This window comes from Salicola sp. AFF1, from assembly GCF_056783195.1.
Genome location: NZ_JBXAYL010000002.1, coordinates 193,325 through 214,002 on the forward strand (window position 1 = coordinate 193,325; position 20,678 = coordinate 214,002).

The window sequence follows — 20,678 nt, forward strand, 5'->3', positions numbered from 1 at the left end:
GGGCTGGCTCGCGGGGAGCTTGGTATTGATCACATAGGACACACAATGAGCGAAAGCTTTGCGGAACTTTTTGAAGAGAGCCTGAAAGACATTGATATGCAGCCGGGGTCGATTGTCAAGGCCACGGTTGTGGACGTTGACAATGACTGGGTCACCGTCAACGCCGGTCTGAAGTCTGAGGGCATCATCCCGGTATCCCAGTTCTATAATGAGAACGGGGAACTGGAAATCGCGCCGGGCGATGAGGTTGACGTGGCGCTGGATGCCGTGGAAGACGGCTTCGGGGCAACCCGCCTGTCGCGCGAGAAAGCGAAGCGCGCTGAAGCCTGGAAAGAGCTGGAGAAAGCCTTTGAGGCGGAAGAAGCGGTCAAGGGTGTGATCAATGGCAAGGTCAAGGGCGGTTTCACCGTCGACCTCAAGGGAATCCGTGCCTTCCTGCCGGGTTCGCTGGTCGACGTCCGCCCGGTGCGCGACACCACGCACCTTGAGAACAAAGAGCTGGACTTCAAGGTCATCAAGCTCGATGCCAAGCGCAATAACGTGGTGGTCTCCCGTCGCGCCGTTCTGGAAGCCGAGAACAGCGCCGAGCGTGAGCAGCTGCTCGAGACGCTGACCGAGGGCATGGAAATCAAGGGCATCGTCAAGAACCTGACCGACTACGGTGCCTTTGTGGATCTGGGTGGTGTTGACGGTCTGCTCCACATCACCGACATGGCATGGAAGCGCATCAAGCATCCGAGCGAAATCGTGAACGTTGGCGATGAGATCAACGTCAAGGTTCTTAAGTTCGATCGTGAGCGTAACCGTGTCTCCCTCGGCCTGAAGCAGCTGGGCGAGGATCCCTGGATCAACATCAAGGGGCGTTATCCGGAAGGCACCCGTGTGCCGGCCAAGGTTACCAACCTCACCGACTACGGCTGCTTCGCCGAGCTGGAAGAGGGTGTTGAAGGTCTGGTTCACGTCTCCGAAATGGACTGGACCAACAAGAATATCCATCCGTCCAAGGTTGTGGATGTGGGCGACGAGATCGAGGTGATGATCCTCGATATCGACGAAGAGCGTCGTCGTATTTCACTGGGTATCAAGCAGTGCCAGCCCAACCCCTGGGAAGAGTTCTCCCAGAACTACAACAAGGGCGACCGGATTAGCGGCAAGATCAAGTCGATCACCGACTTCGGTATCTTCATCGGTCTTGAGGGTGGTATCGACGGTCTCGTGCACCTGTCCGACATCAGCTGGAACGAAACCGGTGAGGAAGCGGTCCGCAAGTACAAGAAGGGTGATGAGGTTGAGACTGTCATCCTGTCAGTGGACCCGGAACGTGAACGGATCTCGCTGGGCATCAAGCAGCTCGAGAGTGATCCCTTTGCCGAGTTCACCCAGGTTAATGACCGTGGCAGCATCGTGACTGGCACCGTAAGCAGTGTGGATGCCAAGGGCGCGACCGTGACGCTGAGTGAAGAAGTGGAAGCCACGCTCAAGGCCTCCGAGATCAGCCGGGACAAGGTTGAGGATGCACGCAATGTGCTTCAGGAAGGCGATGAGGTGGAAGCCAAGATCATCAGCGTTGATCGCAAGAACCGTGTGATCAATCTGTCGATCAAGTCCAAGGATGTTGAGGACGATAAGGAAGCAATGCGTGATGTGCGCGAGAAAGCTGACAACAGCAGCAGCGCCACCACCATCGGCGACCTGATCAAGGAGCAGATGCAGCAGAACGAGAACAGCTGAGGCTGGGATCTGGCGCTTAGCATTAAAAAAAACGGGCTGTAACAGCCCGTTTTTTTTGTCTTTTTCATCAGGTTCGCTAAACTTATGGCGTTGCAGAACCTGTGAGGAAGGACAGGACCATGACAAAATCCGAATTGGTAGAAGTAATCGCCTCGAAACAGTCCCAGCTTTCCGGCAAGGACGTGGAGCTGGCGGTCAAGACGATCATTGATCACATGTCCCAGGCCCTTGCGGAAGGGGAGCGGATCGAGATCCGTGGTTTTGGGAGTTTTTCCCTCCACTATCGGGCACCTCGTGTCGGTCGTAACCCCAAGACCGGTGAGTCCGTGAATCTGCCCGAAAAGTACGTGCCCCACTTCAAGCCGGGTAAGGAGCTGCGGGAAAAGGTCAATGACAGCATGAAGGCCGGCTATTGATCCGGCAGGGAGGGCCGGATGGCCAGGATACGTCGTATTGTTCTGATTCTGTTAGCCGTCCTTCTGGGGCTGGCGGCCATGCTGTTCAGTTTCAGCAATCGGCAGGAAGTCGTTCTGGATCTGTTGCTGGTTCGGACACCGCCGATCAGTGTTGCACTGGTGCTGGTTCTGACCCTGATGGTGGGCGCCATTCTGGGGGCTCTGGCAATGCTCGTACCCTTACTCCGGGCCCGGTCAGGACGCCGTCGCGCGGAGCGTCAGCTCCGCAGGTCTGAGCAGCAATCAGGTGGACGGCAACGGAATCCGGTCAAGAGTATTGAATGAACACCATCCTGCAGTGGCTGTTGCTGGCGGTCGCGGTCGGTACGGGTTGGGCGCTGGGGCGCTGGCGGCTTAGCCGAGAGGCTTCAACCGCTTCCATTGACGATGAGGACCAGCTTCGGGAACGCCTTCAGTTTCTGTTTACCAACTATTCCGACGAGGCCATTGAGTCCTTTCTGGATTCGCTGGAAGTCAATCGGGAAACCGTGAACCTCCATCTGTCCATCGGCGCCCATTTCCGGGACAAGGGTGAAGTGGAGCGGGCAACCCTCATTCATCAGAACCTGCTGGCGCGGCCGGAATTACCTGGCCGTTATTCCTCTCAGGTCACCTATGAGTTGGCCCTGGATTACCTGGCGGCGGGTCTTCTGGACCGTGCGGAGGCATTGCTGCATGAGCTTCTTGGGACGCGCTCCTATGGGGCCCGGGCAGCGGAACGGTTGGTGCTGCTCTATCAACGGGAGCGGGACTGGGAGAAAGCGGTTGAAGTAGCTCGTACCCTGGTGGGGATCAATGACACTTCCGAGATCCGTAAGCAGCTCGCGCATCTGTTGTGTGAGCAGGCCTCGGGTCAGGGGGTGGGCGGGGTCAACCTGGACCCCCGCCCCCTTTTGGAACAGGCTTTGTCCTATGACGGGGGCTGCGTTCGCGCCAGTCTGTTGTTGGCGGATCTGGCGCAGGAACGGGGCAACTGGCGTGAAGCCCAGCAACTGCTTTTGAAGGTGTTTGACCAGAATCCGGCATTCGGGCCGGAAGCGGTGCGCCGTCTTGTGCGCCTGGCCCGAGAGGTCGGGATTGGGCGTAAGCTCCGTCGGCGCCTGTACCGGATCTATCGGGATCACCCTTCCACCACGCTGTTGTTGTGCCTGGTGGAAGAGGAGCAACGATTCAAGTCACGGGATCAGGCACTGGAACTGTTGCATGGCGAATTGCAACAGCGACCGAGTCTTCGGGGGCTGCTGTACCTTCTGGAAATGGAGGAAGGTGAGGACCCCAAGCAGGGAACAACGCCGGATCTGGTCCGCCAAGTGGGGCAGCGGCTGCTCGAGAAACGGCCGGCGTACCAATGCACACGCTGTGGTTTTGGGGGCCAGCAACTGCACTGGTTGTGCCCAAGCTGCAAAAACTGGGAGACCGTCGAGCCCTACCAGGGCGTTGAGGGTGAATAGTTACGGAGTCATTGATGCCATCAATCGTTGTTGCGCTGGATTTTGCGGATCGGCTGGAAGCTCTCCAGCTTGTGGATCAGCTTGATCCGGCGCGTTGCCGGCTGAAGGTGGGCAAGGAGATGTTCACCCGTTTCGGCCCGGGCTTTGTTCAGGCGTTGCAGGGGCGGGGCTTTGAGGTTTTTCTGGACCTGAAGTTTCACGATATTCCCAATACGGCGGCGGCGGCCGTCGCCTCGGCCGCAGAGCTGGGCGTTTGGATGGTGAATGTCCATGCCTCCGGGGGGCGCCGGATGATGGAAGCCTGTGTGCGGGAACTGGAGGCATTTGGCGCGGATCGGCCGCTGTTGATTGGGGTGACGGTACTGACGAGCCTGTCGGACGCTGAGCTGCACGAGATTGGCTGGTCGGGGGATGCCGGTACGGTTGCCCAGCGGCTCTCGGCCATGACGCGTGAATGCGGTCTGGACGGCGTGGTGTGTTCCGCAAGCGAGGCGCCGTCATTACGCCATTCGATGGGGGCGGACTTCCGGCTGGTAACCCCCGGGATCCGGCCGGTGTCCGCGGCCCAGGGGGATCAACAGCGGGTAATGACACCAGCGAAGGCGGTGGCCGCGGGCAGCGATGATCTTGTGATCGGGCGGCCCATTACCCGCGCCGAGGATCCGATGGCGGCGCTGACTGCCATTGAGCGGGAACTGGCGGGAGCGGGGGGCGTCTAGCCGCCAGCCTTTTTGGCTTTCCAGCCCTGTTTTTCGAGTTCGGCGAGCAGGGTATCCCGGTGGTCGCCCTGAATCTCGATAACGCCCTCACGGATGGTGCCGCCGGTACCGCATTTGGCCTTGAGGGTCTTGGCGAGGGCTTTGAGTTCTTTCTCGGGGAGATTCAGCCCCGTTATCAGGGTGACGCCCTTGCCCTTCCGGCCCTTGGTTTCGCGCTGGATGCGGACGGTGCCGTCACTCGTGGTTGAGCGGGGGTCGTTGTTGCACTGGCACTGCTCCAGGGGGTGGCGGCAGTCGGGGCAGGTTTTGCCGCCTGCTTCGGTGGAGTAGACGAGGCCGCCTTCTTTGTTCCTGCCCATTAGGGTCATCTCCAGACTGGTTATTGGCTGCGGGTATCAGGATGTGGGCGTACTAATCGGGAATCGCCACGAGTACGTCCCTGTAGGCTGCTCTTCCGCCATCCATGGCTCCAGATCTTCCCGCTTAGTACGCCCACACCCTGATACTTATACTGCGCTGCTATTCGCTCAGAGTACCAAGCATGCGCGCGATTGCTTTTGTCACTTCCCTGAAAATCCTTTCATCGAAGGATTCCCCCGGTGTGAATCCATCACTCCGCCACTCGAGTGGCCCTGAAACAAATGCCCCACCACTGGATTCAATAGCACAATCCAGCATCAGGTTATCGCACAGGCCGAATGCTTCAACCAGCATGCCGTTGGTGTCGGTTTCTGAGCCGCCTGAGACGCGTTGGTTGTAGGCGCTGGCGCAGGTGGTGTAGGCGGCAACGGGTTTGCCCTGAGCGGTCATGGTGCCGAGTTCGAAGATGGTGCCAGCGTCGGCGCTGGGGCCGCGGAAGGGGGTAAGGTTGGCGATAAGGCCGTCAGCCTGGTCCATCAGGGCCTGGTTGGCATTGTAGATATTCTTGGCCGGGGTCTCCGTGTTGTCGAGGTCCAGGTCGTTGTCACAGGGGGAGAGCGCTTGCAGGCCGTTTTCGGCAAGGATGGCTTTTTTGGTGGTCTCAATGCGGTTGCGGATGGCTTCCGGGAAGAAAACATCCGGCCCAGCCAGGTAGATACGCGCCATAGGTGCCCCTGAAACAGAAAAAGCCGCTCCGTGGAGCGGCTTTTTGCAATGTCTGGCTCCCCGAGCTGGGCTCGAACCAGCGACAACCTGATTAACAGTCAGGTGCTCTACCAACTGAGCTATCGGGGATAAGCGAGGCGTATATTAGGGGCACTTGGCCCCTTCGTCAAGCCCTGAGCACGTTTTTGAGCCTTTCAATGGCGTTTTTCAGGTTGTCCATGCTGGTAGCGAAGCTCAAGCGCATATGCCCTGGGGTGCCGAAGGCGGAACCCGGGACCAGGGCCACGTTGGCCTCCTGTAGTAAGTGCTCGGCGAGCGCCTGGTCGTTGCTGATGCCGGGTATTGCGTCGATGGCGCCGTGGAAGCCGGGGAAGGCATAGAAGGTGCCGTCACTCTGGAGGCACTCCACCCCCGGCAGTTCATTCAGGGCGCTGACCACATAATCGTGGCGTTCCCGGAACGCTTGCAGCATCTCCGTCACGCACTCCTGTGGCCCGTTCAGGGCGGCCGTGGCGGCTGCCTGGGAGATGGAGGCCGGGTTGGACGTGCTCTGGGACTGGATTTTTTTCATGGCGCCGATGACGTCAGCCGGCCCCGCAGCGTAACCGATACGCCAGCCGGTCATGGAGTAGGCCTTGGAGACGCCGTTGAGGACGAAGGTACGGTCCTTCAGCGAGGGTGTGGCATTGACGATATTGACGAAGTCACCGCTCCACAGGATGTGCTCGTACATGTCGTCAGTGGCGATCATGACATCCGGGCGCGCCTCCAGGACCTGGCCGATGGCGGCGAGTTCTTCCTGATTGTAGGCCTTGCCGCTGGGGTTGGACGGGCTGTTGAGAACGATCAGCTTCGTGCGTTCGGTCAGCGCGTTGCGGACCTGCTCGGCCGTGATCTTGAAAGCGGTCTCGGCACTGCTTTCCAGGATAACGGGCGTGCCTTCGGCGATCTTGACCATGTCCGGGTAGGAGACCCAGTAGGGCGCCGGGATGATCACTTCGTCACCGGGGTTGAGCAGTGCCAGCGCCAGGTTGAAAAAGCTCTGCTTGCCGCCGCAGGAAACCAGGACCTGGTTGCGCTCGTAAGTCAGGTCGTTGTCCCGGCGGAACTTCTCAATGATGGCGTCCTTGAGTTCTGGCGTGCCGTCCACCGGAGTGTATTTGGTCTTGCCGGCGTTGAGTGCATCCACTGCGGCCTGTTTGATGTGCTCAGGGGTATCAAAGTCGGGCTCGCCGGCGCCCAGGCCAATAACGTCTTCGCCAGCCGCACGCAGCTCGGCTGCCTTGCTGGTGATGGCGAGAGTGGGCGAGGGCTTGATCTGCTGGACGCGGTTGGACAGTTGCGCGCTCAAACTGGTGCTCCTGTTGAAAAGTCGGTGTGCCGGAACAATGGTATGGGCATGATAGCATGACGATTCCTTCCATGTGCGATCCCCGGGATCCCAGAGAGACGGCAATCCTATGTCGAAAGACGACCTGACGTTCCGTGTGGCCTCGGATTTTGAGCCTTCGGGGGACCAGCCCCAGGCGATTGATGCCCTTGTTGAGGGTATCCATGACGGCCTGATGCACCAGACGCTGCTGGGGGTTACCGGCTCGGGCAAGACCTTCACCATGGCGAAGGTGATTGAGCAGGTACAGCGCCCGACCATCATCATGGCCCACAACAAGACCCTGGCGGCCCAGCTCTACGGGGAGTTCCGCGACTTCTTCCCGGACAACGCGGTGGAGTACTTCGTCTCCTATTACGATTATTACCAGCCTGAAGCCTATGTGCCGGCCTCGGACACCTTCATCGAGAAGGATGCCTCGGTCAACGAACACATTGAGCAGATGCGGTTGTCGGCGACCAAGGCGTTGCTGGAGCGACCGGATGCCATCATCGTTTCGACGGTGTCGTCCATCTATGGTCTGGGCGATCCGGAGTCCTACCTGCGCATGATCCTGCACGTGACCCGTGGTGAGCAGGTGGACCAGCGCGACATTGTGCGTCGGCTGGCGGAGCTCCAGTACACCCGTAATGACACCGAGCTGCAGCGGGGCAACTACCGGGTGCGTGGTGAGGTGATTGACGTCTTCCCGGCCGAGTCCGAGGACCAGGCGGTCCGGATTGAACTGTTTGATGACGAGGTGGAGAACATTGCCTGGTTTGACCCCCTGACGGGGGAGATCATCCAGCGTGTGCCGCGTGTGACTGTTTATCCGAAGACTCACTATGTGACGCCGCGCGAGAAAATCCTGAATGCCGTGGATTCGATCAAGGAGGAGCTGGAGGAGCGCCTGAAACAGCTGCGCGACAACAACAAGCTGCTGGAAGCCCAGCGCTTGGAGGAGCGCACGCGGTACGACATGGAGATGATGCTGGAGCTGGGCTACTGCAACGGCATCGAGAACTATTCCCGCTATCTGTCGGGGCGCCAGCCCGGCGAGGCGCCGCCCACACTCTTCGATTACCTGCCGCCCAATGCGCTGCTGATGATTGATGAGTCCCACGTGACGATTCCCCAGATCGGGGGGATGTACAAGGGTGACCGGTCGCGCAAGGAGACCCTGGTGGAGTATGGTTTCCGGCTGCCATCGGCACTGGATAACCGGCCCATGCGCTTTGATGAGTGGGAACGTATGGCGCCGCAGATGGTGTTTGTCTCCGCGACGCCCGCCAAGTACGAGGAGGAGCATGCTGGCCAGGTTGTTGAGCAGGTGGTGCGGCCAACCGGGCTGGTGGATCCGGAGATCGAGGTGCGCCCGGCTTCGACCCAGGTGGATGATCTGCTGTCGGAAGTGCGGCGTTGCGTGGCGGCCGACGAGCGGGTACTGGTCACCACCCTCACCAAGCGCATGGCGGAGGATCTCACTGATTTCCTCGTGGAGCATGATGTGCGGGTGCGGTATCTGCACTCGGACGTGGATACGGTGGAACGCGTGGAGATTGTGCGGGACCTGCGCCGGGGCGAATTTGATGTGCTTGTGGGCATCAACCTGCTGCGTGAGGGGCTTGATATGCCGGAGGTATCGCTGGTGGCCATCCTCGATGCGGACAAGGAGGGTTTCCTGCGCTCGGACCGGTCCCTGATCCAGACCATGGGGCGCGCGGCCCGGAACGTCCATGGCAAGGCGATCCTGTACGCGGATCGTGAGACGGGTTCAATGCGCCGGGCCATTGATGAGACGGAGCGCCGGCGCGAGAAACAGATGGCCTACAATGAGGCGCACGGCATCACGCCCAAGGGGCTGGACAAGAAGGTGGCGGACATCATGGAAGGGGTCCACGTGCAGCGTAAGCGCGGCGAGGGCAGCCCGGAGGTGGCGGAGTCTTCGGCGGATTACTCCGTGGATGTGCACGGCAAGGATGCGGATCAGATGATGAAGGAAATCGACCGACTTGAAGACGAGATGTATAAGGCGGCCTCCAATCTGGAGTTTGAGAAGGCGGCTCGGCTCAGGGATGAGGCGAACAAGTTGAAGGAGGCGGCTTTCCGATACGGTTGAGTCGTCTCAAGACGGTTAACGGGTTGCCTGGCGTTCAGGGGAGCAGGGGATGCTCTCCGGGAAACGCTGTAAATACATCCCTGTACGCTGCTCTTCCGCCATCCATGGCTCCAGAGCTTCCCTCCGAGCATCCCCTGCTCCCCTGAACACCGAGTTTGTTTTCATTGCGTGTCTCGGGACGCCGCTCTCTGGAGCGAGTGGAGGTTCAGTTCTGGTTCGGCCCGGTCCGGAATTCGTCGGCGTACCAGATGCGGATGTCGCCGATCCAGGGGAGGTCCTTGGTGCGGGACTTCAACTGGCAGGTGAGGCACTGCTGGTCGCGGGCGTCTTCGTTCACGGCCGTGCGGCTTTCCAGGTAGAGTTCCACCGAGACTTCATCCGACAGGTAATGGAGCCGGGGTGGGCAGGTGTTGCGGAAGTTGATCAGGTCGCCCCAGCGCTGCTCCAGGTCGTTGGCCACCGCGCTCCGTGAGGGCAGGATGGCGGCATGGACGTTCTGCTGGACCGCTTCGTCCTCGGCGTCAATGTGGAAAGTGACTTCCCGCACCTCAGGGACCGCCTCGAGCAGGCGGTGTTCGGCGCGCACGCCGATCTCGTGGCCTTCTGAGACGCTCACTTCCGGGTCCACCTGGAGGTGGATGTCGAGCAGGAAATCGGAGCCCATGCGGCGGCTCTTGATGGCATTGACGGCCCGCACGCCTTCGGTGGCCTCAGCGATCTCACGCAGGTGGCGCTGTTTCTCCACCGGCATGGCCGTGTCCACCAGTTCCTTGACGTTGTCCCAGGCCAGATGCCACCCAACGCGGGCAACGATGACGGCAATACCACAGGCGGCGAGGGCGTCAAGCCAGGGGTAGCCAAGCATGGCCCCCGAGGCGCCGATCATGACGACAATGGATGAGAAAGCGTCGGTGCGGCTGTGCCAGGCATTGGCAACCAGCAGGTCTGATCGGATGGCCCGCCCAACCCGCAGTGTGTAGTGATAGATCCACTCCTTGCCCAATACCGCGGCGCCTGCCACCACCAGTACTGGCCAGCCGGGGACGCCCAGCCCGGGGCTCATCACCCGCTGGGCCGCCTCCCACGCCAGTGCACCGGCTAGGGCGATGAGCGCGCAGCCGAGGATGACCGCGCCCAGGGTCTCAAAGCGTTCATGGCCGTAAGGGTGGTCTTCGTCCGGTTCTTCCCGGGAGATGCGGAACAGCACCAGCACCATGATGTCCGAGGCGACGTCCGAGAAGGAGTGAATGCCATCGGCGATCAGTGCATAGGAATTGTAGAGAAAGCCAACAATGACTTTCAGTATTCCCAGCAGGGCATCCAGTACCAGCCCTGCCAGGGTTACCCGGCGCGCGGATTGGAGTTCGCTTTCCGGTGGACGGTTAAGCGTTGTGTCTTCGGATGCATTCATAAACCGCACTGCTTCTATCGGGCGCGCAAAGGGTAACCCGGACAGGGCGCAGTGTAAACGCTACAGCCAACCTTTTCATCCTTCAATGGTAAGGAGTGAGCTGATTTTATGCACAGAAGCGATGATGAGCTGCTTTTTCGGTAAAATGCCGTCAAATGCCGGACTTAGCGTATTGATCTTTGTAAGCACCTGAAAAATAAAAGAAAAATAATTGGTTAAAAAATGTACAATTTGCAGATCTCCGCCATTGGCAGGCGGTCTGGCGGTTTGCCACAAAAAAGTTCACAGAGTTTTCCACAGATTTCGTGGAAAAGGTCATGAAAACGTCACCGCAGTGCCATAGAACGGGTTTCGCGGCCAGGGCCTCCCTTCCTGTACACTGTTGGCTCCACGGCAATAGACTTTCCCGGTGATCATTTCATGTACCAGGCGCTGCGCCCCCTCTTCTTCCAGCTTCCTCCCGAAACGGCCCATTCGCTTGCGCTGGAAACGGCGCGGCTGGTGGCTGGAACCGGGTTGCTTGAGCGTCTGTGGCCGGTCCCGGCTACAGAACCGGTTAATGTGATGGGGCTGACGCTGCCCAACCCGGTAGGGCTTGCAGCGGGCCTGGACAAAGAGGGGTGTTACATGGACGCCCTGGGCGCACTCGGTTTTGGTTTTCTGGAAATCGGCACCGTGACGCCAAGGTCTCAGCCTGGTAATCCCCGGCCACGCCTTTTCCGGCTTCCGGATCATGAGGCCATCATCAACCGTATGGGGTTCAACAATCCAGGGCTGGAGGTAATGGCCACCAACATCCGGGCCAGCCGCTACAGTGGTATTCTGGGCGTGAATGTGGGCCGGAACAAGGATACCCCGGCGGCCTCGGCGGTGGATGACTACCTGGAGGGGATTGAGCGGATGTGGTCTCTGGCGGACTACCTGACCATCAACGTCTCCTCGCCCAATACGCCGGGTCTCAGAGATCTTCAGCATGGCGACGCGTTGCGCTCGCTGCTGGCCAGGGTCCGGGAAAAGCAGCTTGCGTTGACCGAGTCCAGGGGTCATTACGTGCCCATCGCGGTCAAGGTGGCGCCGGACATGGACGAGGCTGCCATCGGTTTCATGGCGGCGGCATTGCGGGAGGTTGGAATGGACGGTGTCATCGCCACCAACACGACCGTGGATCACTCCGCCGTACTGCGCGACCCCCTTGGTGAGGAAACCGGCGGCCTGAGTGGTCGCCCCCTGGCGGAACCCTCCACGCAAGTGATTCGCCAGCTGCGGGCTGAGTTGGGAGCGGATTTTCCCATCATTGGGGTCGGCGGTATTGTCAGTGGCGCGGCGGCACAGGCAAAGATCCGGGCCGGAGCCTCGGCGGTGCAGCTTTATTCCGGGCTCATTTATCAGGGGCCTCAGCTTGTGGCGGAGTGCCTTGAGTCCATTGCGGGGCTATCCAGGGAGTAAGGGGAAAGGGCCCGTCGTGCGGGCCCGTGGGGACGGGTGGTCCCCTTCTGGTCTTTCCAGAGATGGAACGCTGCTATGTGGGGCAGGGGGCGGGTGGCCCCCTTGAGCTGTAGCCACCAGGTGATGGCATTCAGTGCTTTCCGGTTTTTTTCAGGGCTGGCCGCCTCGCGGCGGTCACTTCACGCTGTTAGATACGGCATCCTGTGTATTGAGGAGACACCCTGTGTCAGTCCACTCCAGTGGTCTTCCCGACCTTCTCGCCACCCGTTCATCCATTCCTGTCGGGTTTCGGGTTTATCCAGCGGACAGATTTCTTTGGACTTGCCGGATAACCCTGCCATGTAACCGCGTTTGTAGGCGCGAACTGACATGTCTCGCTTGTGTTTTTTCATGCTCTGTACCTCATGTTGATCCGTCGGTCATGAGCGTGCGCACGGCTCCACCACCCTTCACAGTCCGTCGGCAGCGTGAATCCGACGGTGATCCGCTCAGGGGCGTTGGCGGATGGATCGATCCAGTCAGGGCCCTTCCCGCCTGCTTTCCACAGGCGGTGTCATTGACGCGTCATATTCAGTAAAGCGCAAAATCCGGGTAGTGTATACCCACGAAAAACCAATCATGCCCGGGGTTATGATTGGCTCGGCCAATAACCCCTCTGTGGCGGGCATCAACCCGAGGAAACATTGGATTGAAGACGAATGATTTTTATGTAACCGCCTCCTGGGGCCTGATTGAGCTGCTGGCGGACGAGCTGGCTGACCTTGGTCTTGAGGTGACCGGGCGGGCCTCTGCCGGGCTCTGGGTCCGCACCGATATGGCGGGGGCCCGCAGCATCTGTCTGTGGTCAAGGCTGGCAAGCCGGGTCGTCCTGCACCTCGTGCGCGCGGAGGCGGATAATGCGGCCACCCTGCGCGAGGCGGCCGCGGCCGTGCCCTGGGAGCAGTGGCTGGCTCCTGGAATGACATTCCGCGTACGTTTCCAGGGCACGCATGGGGAGATCCTCAGTCCGCGTTTTGGGGCCCAGTGCGTCAAGGATGGCCTGATGGAGCGGGTTCGTGATAAGGGCGTGGCAGAGCCGGTGATGACGCCTGCCGATCCGGATCTGCCGATACAGGCGCGACTCCGCCATGGGCAGCTGGAGCTGGGGTTGGATATGGCCGGTGAAGGCCTGCATCAGCGTGGCTATCGGACCGAGGCTGGTCAGGCACCGTTGCGCGAAACCCTGGCCGCTGCGCTGCTGTACCGGGCTGGTTGGCCGGAGGTGGCGAAGGCGGGCGGCGACCTTGCTGATCCGTTCTGTGGTTCCGGGACGATTCTCATCGAGGCCGCCATGATGGCGACGAATACAGCTCCTGGCCTTTTCCGCAGCTTTGCTTTTGAGCGCTGGCCGGAAGCCGCCACCACAGGGTGGCAGGCGCAGAGAGAAGCCGCTCATGAGCGCCGCAGGGAAGGTCTGGAAGCCAGTCGCGTCCGCTTCCGGGGGACGGATGCGGATAGACAGGTGGTTGCCCTTGCCTGGCGCAATATCGAGCGCGCGGGCTTCAGTGACCGCATCCATGTGGAGAAGTGTGATGTGGCCGAGTGGCGAATCCCGGAGAAGGCGGCTACGGGTGTGATCGTAACCAATCCCCCTTACGGCAACCGGTTGGAGACCCGGGAGCGGGCTGCGGAGCTGTTCCGGATCTTTGGGGAGCGGCTGCGCAGTGAGGCGCCTGGATGGCGCCTGGGGCTGTTGCTGGCGGAGCCGGAGCTGGGCCATCAGCTGGGCATGCGGTCACGGCGTCAGTACCGGTTCTTCAATGGGTCGCTGGAAACCACGCTGCTGCTTTTCGACGTCCAGCAGAGCGAGTTCCGCCAACCTCAGCAATCATTGGAGGAGCTGCGTACCGGCATCCCGGAGCCTGCTATCCATAACGAGGAGCGGGCATCGATGCTTGCCAATCGCCTGCGCAAGAACCGGCGCCATCTCCGGCGCCGGCTCAATCGTGAGCCGGAGCAGGCCCATTGTCTCTACGATGCGGATATGCCGGAATACGCGGTCCGCATTACCCAGACCGGGGAGCATCTGGCCATTTATGAGTACGCACCACCGGTGTCAGTGCCGGAGAAAGCTGCCCGCCAGCGGCTTGCGGAAGTGCTGGCGGTGGCGCCCGAGGTGCTGGGCATCGATGCTGGTGCGGTAACGTGCAAGCGGGGTGGGCGCTGAGACCCTGACCCCGTTCAGAAATCCATCCGCAGACCCAGGTTCCACTGCCGGATCCGGATGTGGGTGGTGTTGTCCTGATGCAGCTGGCCGTATTCCACGAACAGGCTGGAATTGCCGATGAAATCCACGTCGGTTCCCACCAACCAGCTCCGGCTGAAGCTGTGGTCAAGGTAGGGTTCCCTGGTGACGGTCACGTTGCCGTCGTCATCTTCGCTGGTGCGCGTGGCCGTGGTTTCCACGTGGCTTACGCCGAACTGGGCGTAGGCACGGGAGAATAGGGTCCAGTGGTAGTAGGCGCCCATGTAGGCGCTGGCGTAATAGTCAATGTCCAGCTCCAGGTCGTCGGCTTCTGTCTCGGGGGAGGGCGCTGCGCCGCCCCGTACCTCGACCTTGATGTAGTCGTTCAGGTACTTGCCAAAGACAGCGCCGCCGGTGGTGACGGTGGCCTTGCCATTGCCATCACCAAGGTTCTTGTGCCGGAAATGGGAGCCGGTTACCCCGAGGTAGTACTCACCGGCCATGCTTTCGGCTTCCTGCTGCTGGGGCCGCCTGGGTTTCTGCTGGGCCATGGTCGGCAGGCTGGTGGCAACCAGGAGCGCAGTACAGGTCACAAGAGCGGGAACGCGGCGCATAGGCTGGCTTATCCGTGGTTCTGAATTGCCACGGATTGTCGCCCACCTGGAACGCGCTGTCGTCGAAACGGGTCACAAAGTCCGTGTTCAGCCGGAGGAATCCGGATCGGTCAGTCCTTCTTCCCGGGCCAGCAGCAGCTGGGCATAGACCGCGTTTTCCGCCACGGTGGCGTCCAGGGTTTCGCGCAGTATGATGTCCTGGTAGCGGTCATTGAGCCCTTCAAAACTCTCGTGGTGCAGCAGGGCGGTCATGGGGGCCAGCTCGAAGGCCGCCTGGATGCCCATGGCCTCGCACAGGAAATCCAGCAGCTGGTCGTCCGGGTCCAGGCCGTCCGAAAAGACCGTGGTCTCGCCCAGATCCTCGTGCATTTCACGCAGCACATCCACGGGTGCCACGCCCTGGTCCCGGAAGAACTCATCGTCCAGCATGCGTTCATCCAGGTCGTCCGAGAGCCAGTCGTCCTCGGGGCGGATGATGACGTACTTGATTCGGCCGTCGCTGAGTGACCACGCAACGGCCGTCGGAAACAGCTGGGGGCCGTTGTCGTCGTATTCGAATTTGAGAAACTGGGGAATCCGCATGGTTGGCCTCATCCTGCGCTATGCTGTTGAGGCCCAATGGTAAACCCGCACACTTTCTGAGGCGAGACGCAGACGGGAGTCCGAATGGAACTGAACACTTTCAACCAGGGCCTGCTCGAATTCCTCGGGCGGTCCCCAACACCCTGGCATGCCGTGAGCAATCTGACGGGCGTTCTGGATGCCGCCGGTTTCCAGCAGCTGAACGAGGGCGAGCCGTGGTCGCTGGAACCAGGCCAGGGCTATTACGTGGTGCGCAATGGCTCGGCGCTGGTGGCCTTCCACACCGGCCAGCGCCCGCCGGCGGAGGCTGGCTGGCGTATGATGGGGGCGCATACCGACAGCCCCTGCCTGCGCATCAAACCCAACCCGGAAATCCGGCGTAATGGTTGCCTCCAGCTGGGCGTTGAAGTTTACGGCGGGGCCCTGCTTAACCCCTGGTTTGACCGGGATCTTTCCATGGCCGGTCGTGTTACCTATGAGGACGATCAGGGTCGGAGACAGGACACCCTGGTGGACTTCCGCCGGCCCGTGGCCGTGATTCCGTCGCTCGCGATCCACCTGGACCGGGAAGCCAACAGCAACCGCAGCATCAACAGCCAGCAGCATCTGCCTCCGGTGACCCTGCTGACGGCGGAGCACCCGGATACGGATTTCGAGCAGCTTCTGGCGCAACAGCTGCGGGCGGATCAACCGGAGATCCGTCTGCGCCGGATCCTGGAGCACGAGATCTGTCTCTACGATACCCAGATGCCGGCACAGGTGGGCATGGTTGGCGAGTTCATTACCTCCGCGCGACTGGACAACCTGCTGAGCTGCTGGCTCGGGGTTCAGGCGCTGGTATCGTCGGATGGCTCACAGCCGGCATTGGCGGTGTTCAACGACCATGAGGAGGTGGGCAGCATGACCGCCGAGGGCGCGCAGGGCCCCTTGCTAGAGTCCGTTCTGCAGCGCTGGGTCGAGGGCGAGGATCGTCACCGCGCGCTCGCGCGCTCCATGATGATGTCCGTGGATAACGCCCACGCCATCCACCCCAGTTACCCGGATTACTACGATGAGGCCCATGGACCAGTGATGAATGAGGGCCCGGTCATCAAGATCAACCGTAATCAGCGTTATGCCAGCAGTACGCGTACCAGTGGCCTTTATCGGCACCTGAGTGGTGAAATCGGGGTTCCCTGCCAGACCTTTGTGGTGCGTTCTGATATGGGCTGTGGCAGCACCATTGGGCCGCTGACCGCCGCCGGGATTGGTGTGAGCACCCTGGATGTGGGTGTTCCCCAGCTTGCGATGCACTCGATCCGGGAGATGGCCGGTACCCGTGACGCTCATGCGCTTTACCGCGTGCTGCGTCGTTATTTTGATCTGGACAGTCTGTGGGACTGAAGAGAAAAGAAGGGAAATGGCTCCCCGAGCTGGGCTCGAACCAGCGACAACCTGATTAACAGTCAGGTGCTCTACCAACTGAGCTATCGGGGAGCTGCAGGAGAAAGCGTATGCTACCCATCCTGCTCCGGGGCGTCAATCCGCGACAGCGCTTGGGCGCGCCGGCGTTGGGCCTGGGAGTCAAAATGCTCCGAGCGCAGCTGCTCCAGTGCCTTCTGCCGGTCCGCCTTGGTCAGGTTATCATTCGCTTCAATGCGCTGCTTACGTTGCTGGTAACGCGCCAGCTTGCGTTGCCATTGTGCGCGCTGGTGATCCAGCTGGGCCAGACGCTCCGCCGCTTCGGCACCCAGTGCCTTCTGGCGCAGGGCCTGAATTTCCGCCTTGCTGGCACCCTCCCGGCGCATGCGGCGGGTTGTCTCGCGTAGGTTGGCGTAGGTGCGCGAGCGGTCCCGCACTTTCTGGACATGGTCCGGCAGGTTGGCTTCAAGCGCCTGCAGGCGTTGTTGCTTCTCGGTGGTACTGAGATTGGGGTCCTCCCGGATCCGCTGTCGGGCCAGCTGGTTCTTGATCCGCCGTTCTTCCTTGCCAAAAAAGCCTTCGGCCATGGCTTCCCCCAGGTGATTGCGCCGCAGTTGCGCCAGTCGTTTGAGCACCTGGCGTGCCTCGTCCGCCTTGACCTTGCCCATCCGTGTTTCAAGGTGAGCGGCAGCCTCGCGATAATCCAGGTAGTCGTCCAGGGCCGTCATCACCTCGTCCTGTATCGCCGGAGGCACGCCTTTGTCGCTCATGGCATTCCGCATGCGCTGACGCATGGCGGCCTCATCGTCAGGAGAACGGGTCAGTCCAATGAAAAAGTCCATGAAACGGCGCAGATCCCGGTTGTGGATCAGGTTGCCGTTCATGTCCACCCGGATGGCGCCGTCAATGGCAATGCCTTTGACCGTGTCATCCAGTGGGAGTTGTGGGGCGCCGCTTGGGGCGGGTGTCGTGTTGGGGGTGGGCTGCTCCTTGTCGGCCCCGCGCTTGAGGGTCGTTACCGAGCCTTCCCGATGGGGAGCCTCGGGCGTTTCCGGTGAGGGCAGGCCGAAAAGGGTGAGTCCCAGTGCGGCGATGCCGGCAATGGTTGCGGCCCAGATGCCTCGCTTGATGCTCATGACAGAGACCTCCTGTGATTCCGGCCCGTGAAGGGCCGGAATGTGGTCCGGAATGGCCGATCAGAGCCCGGCTTGCTGGAGCCGGTTAGCCTGTTGGCGGTAGAGCTGGACAGGGTCCGCCGCGTGGACGGAAGTGATGCCGAACAGGTGATTCACCGTGTCGAGATGGTTGAGGTCATAACCAAGACCGATAACCTCACCCAGCTTCATACTGCACGCCGGAACCAGGCCGTCGTTGGGCTCGTCGATCAAGGTGCCGGTGGCGGCAAGCAGGGAATCACTGGCATCCAGCAGGTTGGTCTTGATGACGTCCCCACCCCAGGAGTAGTAGTGGACGCCGTTCACCTGTGAGGCGCCGTCGTTGCCGCAGTACTCCGAGGGAACCCCAGCAGGGAAATCCTGGTTGAAGGCGACACTGCCGGCAGTGCTCAACGATTCAATGGCGGCTCCGGTGTCCTGGGGCAGATCGCCGCCGGAGGCGCTGTCCACGATGCTGAAGACGATATCGCCCAGCGCGTCCAGCTCACCGCTGGCCGCGGCATCCGCGACCGGCGTGCCCCAGTTGACGCCACTCACGCTGGTGGCGGAGGCAACCAGATCCGGGGCTACACCGGCGACATAACGCACGGTCGGACCACCGTGGCTGTGGCCGATGAGGTTCACCTTATCGGCGTCCGTGGTGGCAACGATGGTCTGGACCTGGTCCAGAAGCTGTTCGCCTCGCACTGTGGTGGAATTGGCGGCGGAGACCTGGGGGACATAGACCTCGGCGCCATCCTCGGCCAGCGCGCCCGGAATACCGTTGAAGTAGTCGACAATGCCGAAGAGGTTATCAAAGCCGGAGAGCCCGTGGACCAGGACGATCGGATGCTGGGTCTCGGTGTAACCCGGTTCCCCGTTGTCCCAGTTGAAGAGGTCGTGCAGCCAGCTGGCGTTTGCATCCTGAGCGCCCAGGGTGAGGGCGAAGGCGGTGCCAGTGAACACGGTTGCGGTCTGCTTCCAGAAGGTCATATCGGTTTCCTTTTGTTGTTGGTCGAATAACCGTTTTGGGGACGAAAGGGGCATTGGTTTTTGCACGCTTTGTCCAAAATTCATACAAGCAGAGGAAGGCGATGAGCGGTATTGGCTGCAGCGCGATTGAGGCGGGCTGAGGGGCCAGCAAGCTGGATGTTATGTAATCTGGTGACAGAGTTCACAGAGTAGAGGCGGACCAAAAGCCCTTCCGGGAGGGAGGGGGCAGCCGATACACTCGCTTCCCATGACGCAGAAAAACCGTAGTGACTTTGCTTTCCGGCCACCCCTGTGGCTCCGTAATCCCCACCTGCAGACGGTGTGGCCCTCACTATTCCGCCGGGTCAGCCTGGTCCCGGACGCCACCGAGAGGTTGGCGACGCCGGATGATGACTTTCTCGATCTGGACTGGTACCAGCGCGGTAATGGGCGCCTTCTGGTGCTCAGCCACGGGCTGGAGGGCTACAGCCGTCGTCCTTACATGTTGGGTATGGCACAGGCGGCACTGGCCAGTGGCTGGGATGTGCTGGCCTGGAACTTCCGTTCCTGCAGTGGTGAGATCAATCGTCAGCCCTGCTTCTACCACAGTGGTTCGAGCGATGACCTGTCGCTGGTGGTTGATCATGCGCTGTCTGTCCTGCCGGCCTACGACAGCGTTGTGCTGGGTGGTTTCAGTATGGGCGGGAACGTCTCGCTCGTGTATCTGGGGGAGCGGGGGGCATCACTGGATGCCCGTATCCGGGGCGCGGCGGTTCTGTCGGTCCCCTGTGACCTGGCGGGCAGTGCCCGTGAGCTGGCGAAACCCGCCAACCGGTTCTATATGAACCGGTTCATGGAGGATCTAAGGGTCAAGATCCGCGCCAAGCATGAGCTCTTCCCGGATCGGGTGCCGCTGGATGGCCTGGACCGGATCAGGACCTTTGCGGAATACGACGAACAGTACACCGCGCCGCTGCATGGGTTCCAAAGTGCCGAGGATTACTGGTACCGCTGTTCCAGCACCCGTTTCCTCGATGGGATCCGGGTGCCGGCCCTGATCGTCAATGCCGCGGATGATCCGTTCCTGAGCGCTGACAGTTACCCCCACGACGCCGTGCGGGCCAATCGCTGGCTGAGGCTGGAAGTGCCGCGTCATGGCGGCCATGTGGGGTTTGTCGGTGACGAGCGCAACGGCCACTACTGGTCTGAATGGCGGGCGATGCGGTTCCTCGAGTCACTGGATTAGTCCGCTTGTTGCAGTAGCGGGCGCAGGGCCTTCCAGACACGGTCCCGGATCAGCGGCTGAGCCCTGGCAGTGGGGTGGATGCCATCCTTCTGCATCATGCCCTTGCGGTTATGGATACCCTCAAGGAGAAAGGGGATAAACGTCAGTGCCTTCTCTTGTGCCAGCTTTTGGTATTGTTGGCGGAAGGCCTTGGTATAGGGGCGTCCGTAATTGGGGGGAATCTCGATGCCCACCAGCAGCACCCGGGCGCCGTCAGCGCGGATGCGTTCTACCATGGTTGCGAGGTTGGCGTGAATGGTGGCCGGATCCTTGCCGCGAAGGCCATCGTTACCTCCGAGTTCCAGAATAACCAGCTCCGGAGACTGGCTCTCCAGCATCCGGTCGATCCGGCGCAGGCCGCCGTCAGTGGTCTCACCGCTGATACTGGCATTGACGACTTCCCATTCCGGCGTCTGCTTGGCCATGCGTTGCTCCAGCAGGCTGACCCAGCCATCTTCTTCGGCAATGCCGTGGGCGGCGCTCAGGCTGTCGCCATAGACCACCAGCGTCTTCGCCAGCGCCAGCCCGGGCATGAGGGCCACCATCAGGGCCAGAACCACGGCGGCGGGGAATGAACCGCAACCGTTGCGGAGCGTATTGTTGAATGGTGTACCACGCTGGGCGTGGTCACTAGGATCCATCACTGTCATTGAACAACC

The 20,678-nt window shown here is 61.0% G+C and carries 20 protein-coding genes and 2 tRNA genes; 10 read left to right on the forward strand and 12 right to left on the reverse strand.

The window, feature by feature from the left end; all coding sequences use genetic code 11:
* Window positions 1–45: 45 nt before the first annotated feature.
* The 5 genes from rpsA (at window position 46) to pyrF (ending at window position 4,356) form a co-directional block, all read left to right on the forward strand.
* A complete protein-coding gene (gene rpsA / locus AC1RQI_RS02230) occupies window positions 46–1,731 on the forward strand; it encodes a 30S ribosomal protein S1 (protein WP_481903496.1) in 1,686 nt (561 codons plus the stop codon).
* A 101-nt stretch (window positions 1,732–1,832) separates the two neighbouring features.
* Window positions 1,833–2,147: an integration host factor subunit beta gene (locus tag AC1RQI_RS02235; protein WP_481903497.1), complete on the forward strand. Its 315-nt coding sequence runs from the start codon at window positions 1,833–1,835 to the stop codon at window positions 2,145–2,147.
* Window positions 2,148–2,165: 18 nt separating this feature from the next.
* Complete coding sequence (locus AC1RQI_RS02240) at window positions 2,166–2,471, forward strand: LapA family protein (RefSeq protein WP_416635015.1); 306 nt, start codon at window positions 2,166–2,168, stop codon at window positions 2,469–2,471.
* Window positions 2,468–3,637: a lipopolysaccharide assembly protein LapB gene (gene lapB, locus AC1RQI_RS02245; RefSeq protein ID WP_481903498.1), complete on the forward strand. Its 1,170-nt coding sequence runs from the start codon at window positions 2,468–2,470 to the stop codon at window positions 3,635–3,637. The genes AC1RQI_RS02240 and lapB overlap by 4 nt, the downstream gene beginning before the upstream one ends.
* 14 nt (window positions 3,638–3,651) lie before the next feature.
* Window positions 3,652–4,356 (forward strand): orotidine-5'-phosphate decarboxylase, encoded by a 705-nt coding sequence (gene pyrF, locus AC1RQI_RS02250; RefSeq protein WP_481903499.1) that lies wholly within the window; start codon window positions 3,652–3,654, stop codon window positions 4,354–4,356.
* Here pyrF and AC1RQI_RS02255 read toward each other — a convergent pair.
* The 4 genes from AC1RQI_RS02255 to AC1RQI_RS02270 form a co-directional block, all read right to left on the reverse strand.
* Window positions 4,353–4,715 carry a translation initiation factor Sui1 gene (locus AC1RQI_RS02255; RefSeq protein WP_481903500.1) on the reverse strand — a complete coding sequence of 121 codons (363 nt, stop codon included), beginning with the start codon at window positions 4,713–4,715 and terminating at the stop codon, window positions 4,353–4,355. The genes pyrF and AC1RQI_RS02255 overlap by 4 nt on opposite strands.
* A 160-nt stretch (window positions 4,716–4,875) precedes the next feature.
* On the reverse strand, window positions 4,876–5,442 hold the full coding sequence (locus tag AC1RQI_RS02260) for a nucleoside 2-deoxyribosyltransferase (protein WP_481903501.1): 567 nt from the start codon (window positions 5,440–5,442) through the stop codon (window positions 4,876–4,878).
* Window positions 5,443–5,495: 53 nt separating this feature from the next.
* Window positions 5,496–5,571, reverse strand: a tRNA-Asn gene (locus AC1RQI_RS02265).
* A gap of 37 nt (window positions 5,572–5,608) precedes the next feature.
* Window positions 5,609–6,793, reverse strand: a complete 1,185-nt coding sequence (locus tag AC1RQI_RS02270) for a pyridoxal phosphate-dependent aminotransferase (protein ID WP_416635010.1) — start codon at window positions 6,791–6,793, stop codon at window positions 5,609–5,611.
* 109 nt (window positions 6,794–6,902) lie between these two features.
* Here AC1RQI_RS02270 and uvrB point away from each other — a divergent pair, with 109 nt between their 5' ends.
* A complete protein-coding gene (uvrB, locus tag AC1RQI_RS02275; protein ID WP_481903502.1) occupies window positions 6,903–8,930 on the forward strand; it encodes an excinuclease ABC subunit UvrB in 2,028 nt (675 codons plus the stop codon).
* A gap of 205 nt (window positions 8,931–9,135) precedes the next feature.
* On the opposite strand, the gene AC1RQI_RS02280 is transcribed toward uvrB, so the two are convergent.
* Window positions 9,136–10,341 carry a cation diffusion facilitator family transporter gene (locus AC1RQI_RS02280; RefSeq protein WP_416635008.1) on the reverse strand — a complete coding sequence of 402 codons (1,206 nt, stop codon included), beginning with the start codon at window positions 10,339–10,341 and terminating at the stop codon, window positions 9,136–9,138.
* A 420-nt stretch (window positions 10,342–10,761) separates the two neighbouring features.
* Between AC1RQI_RS02280 and AC1RQI_RS02285 the strand changes: the two genes are divergently transcribed.
* A complete protein-coding gene (locus tag AC1RQI_RS02285; protein WP_481903503.1) occupies window positions 10,762–11,787 on the forward strand; it encodes a quinone-dependent dihydroorotate dehydrogenase in 1,026 nt (341 codons plus the stop codon).
* Between the two features lie 179 nt (window positions 11,788–11,966).
* On the opposite strand, the gene rmf is transcribed toward AC1RQI_RS02285, so the two are convergent.
* Window positions 11,967–12,179, reverse strand: coding sequence for a ribosome modulation factor (rmf, locus tag AC1RQI_RS02290; RefSeq protein WP_416635006.1), 213 nt, complete (start codon window positions 12,177–12,179; stop codon window positions 11,967–11,969).
* A 296-nt stretch (window positions 12,180–12,475) separates the two neighbouring features.
* Between rmf and rlmKL the strand changes: the two genes are divergently transcribed.
* A complete protein-coding gene (rlmKL, locus tag AC1RQI_RS02295; protein ID WP_481903504.1) occupies window positions 12,476–13,993 on the forward strand; it encodes a bifunctional 23S rRNA (guanine(2069)-N(7))-methyltransferase RlmK/23S rRNA (guanine(2445)-N(2))-methyltransferase RlmL in 1,518 nt (505 codons plus the stop codon).
* A 14-nt stretch (window positions 13,994–14,007) separates the two neighbouring features.
* On the opposite strand, the gene AC1RQI_RS02300 is transcribed toward rlmKL, so the two are convergent.
* Both AC1RQI_RS02300 and AC1RQI_RS02305 read right to left on the reverse strand, forming a co-directional pair.
* A complete protein-coding gene (locus tag AC1RQI_RS02300; RefSeq protein ID WP_481903505.1) occupies window positions 14,008–14,625 on the reverse strand; it encodes an outer membrane beta-barrel protein in 618 nt (205 codons plus the stop codon).
* A gap of 87 nt (window positions 14,626–14,712) precedes the next feature.
* Window positions 14,713–15,207, reverse strand: coding sequence for a hypothetical protein (locus AC1RQI_RS02305; RefSeq protein ID WP_481903506.1), 495 nt, complete (start codon window positions 15,205–15,207; stop codon window positions 14,713–14,715).
* Between the two features lie 84 nt (window positions 15,208–15,291).
* On the opposite strand from AC1RQI_RS02305, the gene AC1RQI_RS02310 reads away from it, so the two are divergent.
* On the forward strand, window positions 15,292–16,590 hold the full coding sequence (locus AC1RQI_RS02310) for a M18 family aminopeptidase (protein WP_481903507.1): 1,299 nt from the start codon (window positions 15,292–15,294) through the stop codon (window positions 16,588–16,590).
* Window positions 16,591–16,607: 17 nt separating this feature from the next.
* Here AC1RQI_RS02310 and AC1RQI_RS02315 read toward each other — a convergent pair.
* From AC1RQI_RS02315 to AC1RQI_RS02325, 3 genes are all read right to left on the reverse strand, one after another.
* Window positions 16,608–16,683 (reverse strand) — tRNA-Asn (locus tag AC1RQI_RS02315).
* 20 nt (window positions 16,684–16,703) lie between these two features.
* Entirely contained in the window at window positions 16,704–17,744 is a 1,041-nt protein-coding gene (locus AC1RQI_RS02320) for a lipase secretion chaperone (RefSeq protein ID WP_481903508.1), read from the reverse strand.
* Between the two features lie 60 nt (window positions 17,745–17,804).
* The gene (locus AC1RQI_RS02325) at window positions 17,805–18,755 is read right to left on the reverse strand and encodes an esterase/lipase family protein (RefSeq protein WP_481903509.1); all 951 of its coding nucleotides are present in this window, start codon (window positions 18,753–18,755) and stop codon (window positions 17,805–17,807) included.
* A gap of 247 nt (window positions 18,756–19,002) precedes the next feature.
* Here AC1RQI_RS02325 and AC1RQI_RS02330 point away from each other — a divergent pair, with 247 nt between their 5' ends.
* Window positions 19,003–19,980 (forward strand): YheT family hydrolase, encoded by a 978-nt coding sequence (locus AC1RQI_RS02330; RefSeq protein ID WP_481903510.1) that lies wholly within the window; start codon window positions 19,003–19,005, stop codon window positions 19,978–19,980.
* Here the strand turns inward: AC1RQI_RS02330 and AC1RQI_RS02335 are convergent.
* Window positions 19,977–20,660 (reverse strand): arylesterase, encoded by a 684-nt coding sequence (locus tag AC1RQI_RS02335; protein WP_481903511.1) that lies wholly within the window; start codon window positions 20,658–20,660, stop codon window positions 19,977–19,979. The two genes, AC1RQI_RS02330 and AC1RQI_RS02335, sit on opposite strands and share 4 nt — an antisense overlap.
* Window positions 20,661–20,678: the final 18 nt, after the last annotated feature.

What these genes read in the sequence shown, in the direction of transcription:
- AC1RQI_RS02330 (WP_481903510.1), top strand. Translation starts at nt 19,003, where the DNA reads ATGACGCAGAAAAACCGTAGTGACTTTGCTTTCCGGCCACCCCTGTGG.
- rpsA (WP_481903496.1), top strand. Translation starts at nt 46, where the DNA reads ATGAGCGAAAGCTTTGCGGAACTTTTTGAAGAGAGCCTGAAAGACATT.
- AC1RQI_RS02240 (WP_416635015.1), top strand. Translation starts at nt 2,166, where the DNA reads ATGGCCAGGATACGTCGTATTGTTCTGATTCTGTTAGCCGTCCTTCTG.
- lapB (WP_481903498.1), top strand. Translation starts at nt 2,468, where the DNA reads ATGAACACCATCCTGCAGTGGCTGTTGCTGGCGGTCGCGGTCGGTACG.
- uvrB (WP_481903502.1), top strand. Translation starts at nt 6,903, where the DNA reads ATGTCGAAAGACGACCTGACGTTCCGTGTGGCCTCGGATTTTGAGCCT.
- AC1RQI_RS02305 (WP_481903506.1), bottom strand. Translation starts at nt 15,207, where the DNA reads ATGCGGATTCCCCAGTTTCTCAAATTCGAATACGACGACAACGGCCCC.
- rmf (WP_416635006.1), bottom strand. Translation starts at nt 12,179, where the DNA reads ATGAAAAAACACAAGCGAGACATGTCAGTTCGCGCCTACAAACGCGGT.
- AC1RQI_RS02310 (WP_481903507.1), top strand. Translation starts at nt 15,292, where the DNA reads ATGGAACTGAACACTTTCAACCAGGGCCTGCTCGAATTCCTCGGGCGG.
- AC1RQI_RS02300 (WP_481903505.1), bottom strand. Translation starts at nt 14,625, where the DNA reads ATGCGCCGCGTTCCCGCTCTTGTGACCTGTACTGCGCTCCTGGTTGCC.
- AC1RQI_RS02285 (WP_481903503.1), top strand. Translation starts at nt 10,762, where the DNA reads ATGTACCAGGCGCTGCGCCCCCTCTTCTTCCAGCTTCCTCCCGAAACG.
- AC1RQI_RS02255 (WP_481903500.1), bottom strand. Translation starts at nt 4,715, where the DNA reads ATGGGCAGGAACAAAGAAGGCGGCCTCGTCTACTCCACCGAAGCAGGC.
- AC1RQI_RS02320 (WP_481903508.1), bottom strand. Translation starts at nt 17,744, where the DNA reads ATGAGCATCAAGCGAGGCATCTGGGCCGCAACCATTGCCGGCATCGCC.
- AC1RQI_RS02260 (WP_481903501.1), bottom strand. Translation starts at nt 5,442, where the DNA reads ATGGCGCGTATCTACCTGGCTGGGCCGGATGTTTTCTTCCCGGAAGCC.
- pyrF (WP_481903499.1), top strand. Translation starts at nt 3,652, where the DNA reads ATGCCATCAATCGTTGTTGCGCTGGATTTTGCGGATCGGCTGGAAGCT.
- AC1RQI_RS02280 (WP_416635008.1), bottom strand. Translation starts at nt 10,341, where the DNA reads ATGAATGCATCCGAAGACACAACGCTTAACCGTCCACCGGAAAGCGAA.
- AC1RQI_RS02335 (WP_481903511.1), bottom strand. Translation starts at nt 20,660, where the DNA reads ATGGATCCTAGTGACCACGCCCAGCGTGGTACACCATTCAACAATACG.
- AC1RQI_RS02325 (WP_481903509.1), bottom strand. Translation starts at nt 18,755, where the DNA reads ATGACCTTCTGGAAGCAGACCGCAACCGTGTTCACTGGCACCGCCTTC.